We start from the raw sequence: 1,684 nt of genomic DNA on the forward strand, positions 1-1,684 counted from the left end.
TCGACTCCAGCAGCACGAAGTTGGCGCCGACCTCGAGGTCGACACCGCCCTGAGAGTTGGTTCTGCCGCCCAGGAACTCGATATTGCTCAGCAGGCGGCGCATGCTGGACACCGGCGCCGCGGCGTAGCGCTTACCGGTGCGCGCCTGTTTGAGGCGCGTCCGGATGCGGCTGCGGTTGTCGTAGATGATCGACATCTCCCGCGCCGGGTCTGAGTCGGCGCCGTTGGCGGGCACCCAGTACAGCGCGTCGTCGGTCCACAACGCCTCCCAAGCGTCGTAGTCGGATTCGTCGGCGTAGCGCGCCTCGCGGTAGAGGAACTGTTCGACCTCGACGCGGTCGAAGCTGTCCGGTACCGGACCCAGTTCCATTGCGGTGCTGAGCGTCCCCGTCATTCCGCCTCCATCAACGATCGATAGTGCGACCAGAACCCGCGCATGCCGGTCTCGTCGGTGGCGCCGCCGATGGTGAAGCCGTCGTCATCGACGCGCTCGCGGTTCAGACCGCGCCGGACGTCGAGCCATTCCGGCGTGAGTGCCTCCACGCCGCGTTGATTGCGCTCGTACATCTCGGTGTCGTCGGCCAGCAACATGCCGGCCGGGCCGACCGAACCCATGCACTGCGACACCATCCGCTGGTTGAGTTCGGGGGCGCCGTCCAGTTGCACCGCCGTGGCGTACTGCACACACTCGTTGACGGCCACCGGTTGGATGTTGAAGACCTGGATCTCGGCGATGAACAGGTTCGGGAAGATCATCACATGCGGGCCGCCCTCGATCAGGATCCGCTCGGCGTCCTCCCCGTACTTCTCCCGGATCGCGGCGACATAGTTGGGCACCCGCGCCTCGGTGGTGCCGAACCAGCGCATCGGTTGCGCGAACTTGCGGAACTCCGGACGCAGGTCGTTTTCGCTGTGCCCGTTGCCCAGGTCACGGGTCACCGCAGTCGACGAGTCGCTGTAGAGCGGGCCGATGGTGCTGCCGGTAACCCCGAAGATCGAGCCGTGCACGAACTGCGGGTGGTAACCGTCGGTTTCGTTCTCAGCCAGCAGTTTCCAGTTTGCCCGGGTCTGGTGCTGGAGCCAGCCGGCGTCCAACCTCACCCGGCCCTCGGGTGACAGCCGGGTCAGCCGGTCGATCTCGCCGGCCGCCGCGCCGAGGTGCTCCCGCAGCGTCGGCCCCGCGCTCGCGAAACTGCCGAACACGAAGCCCCCGTAGGAATCCACCCGTGGCACCCGGCCCATCGGCCGATCGAGCTTGCGTTCGCCGTAACCCTTGAAGAACGGAAAGCCGATCAGCTCGCCGGTGTTGCGGAACGTCCAGCCGTGATATGGGCAGCGGAACGTCCCCGAGTTGCCCTTGAGGTCATCGCAGACCTGGTTGCCTCGGTGCGAGCAGCGGTTGAGAAGCAGATGGATCTCGCCGTCCCGGTCGCGGGTCATGACCACGTCCTGGAGTCCGAGTTTCTTGCGAACGTAGTCGTTGGGTTGCGGGACCTCGCTCTCGTGGCCGACGAACACCCACGTCCGGTGCCAGATCTTGCGCAACTCTTCGGCGAAGATCGCATCGTCGGTATAGAGCGACCCGTGCACTTTGTCGTGCTGGATCAGCTGATCCAGCCGGCCGCCGAGCACTGATGTCATGGCTGAACTCCTTCTGTGGCCTCTAGTGGTTCGCGCCCGAACA

At 65.6% G+C, this 1,684-nt stretch carries 2 protein-coding genes; both read right to left on the reverse strand.

The window, feature by feature from the left end; genetic code table 11:
• A partial coding sequence (locus tag ACN269_RS35345; RefSeq protein WP_421477787.1) for an aromatic-ring-hydroxylating dioxygenase subunit beta occupies window positions 1-394 on the reverse strand: 394 nt, incomplete at its 3' end.
• Window positions 391-1,684 (reverse strand): aromatic ring-hydroxylating oxygenase subunit alpha (locus ACN269_RS35350; RefSeq protein ID WP_421477788.1); only part of this gene is annotated, 1,294 nt, incomplete at its 5' end. The genes ACN269_RS35350 and ACN269_RS35345, both read right to left, overlap by 4 nt.

The organism is Micromonospora sp. WMMD736 (assembly GCF_049179015.1).
Taxonomy (GTDB): Bacteria; Actinomycetota; Actinomycetes; order Mycobacteriales; family Micromonosporaceae; genus Micromonospora.